This is a genomic window from Streptomyces exfoliatus (assembly GCF_000725545.1).
In the GTDB taxonomy this organism is placed as follows: Bacteria; Actinomycetota; Actinomycetes; order Streptomycetales; family Streptomycetaceae; genus Streptomyces; species Streptomyces exfoliatus.
In genome coordinates this window covers 1-254 of the sequence record NZ_JNZP01000115.1, presented here as the reverse complement: position 1 = coordinate 254, position 254 = coordinate 1, and the positions used below count along the sequence as shown (strand labels likewise).

The following is a 254-nucleotide window of genomic DNA, read 5'->3' as shown; positions in this document are numbered from 1 at the left end:
GGCATTCGATCGGTGAGATCGCGGCGGCGCATGTGGCGGGGGTGTTCTCGTTGGAGGACGCGGTCCGTCTGGTGGTCGCCAGGGCCGGGCTGATGCAGGGGCTGCCGAAGGGCGGCGCGATGGTGGCCGTGCAGGCGACGGAGGACGAGGTTCTCCCGCTCCTGGACGGTGCGGTGTCGGTCGCCGCGGTCAACGGGCCGCAGTCCGTCGTCGTCTCCGGTGAGGAGTCCGCGGTTCTCGCGGTGGCTTCGCGT

General features: G+C 71.7%; 1 protein-coding gene. It reads left to right on the top strand.

Annotation, left to right across the window (positions count from 1 at the left end):
* Positions 1–254: acyltransferase domain-containing protein (locus IO20_RS37325; protein ID WP_037637093.1), on the top strand; the 254-nt coding region annotated here is incomplete at both ends.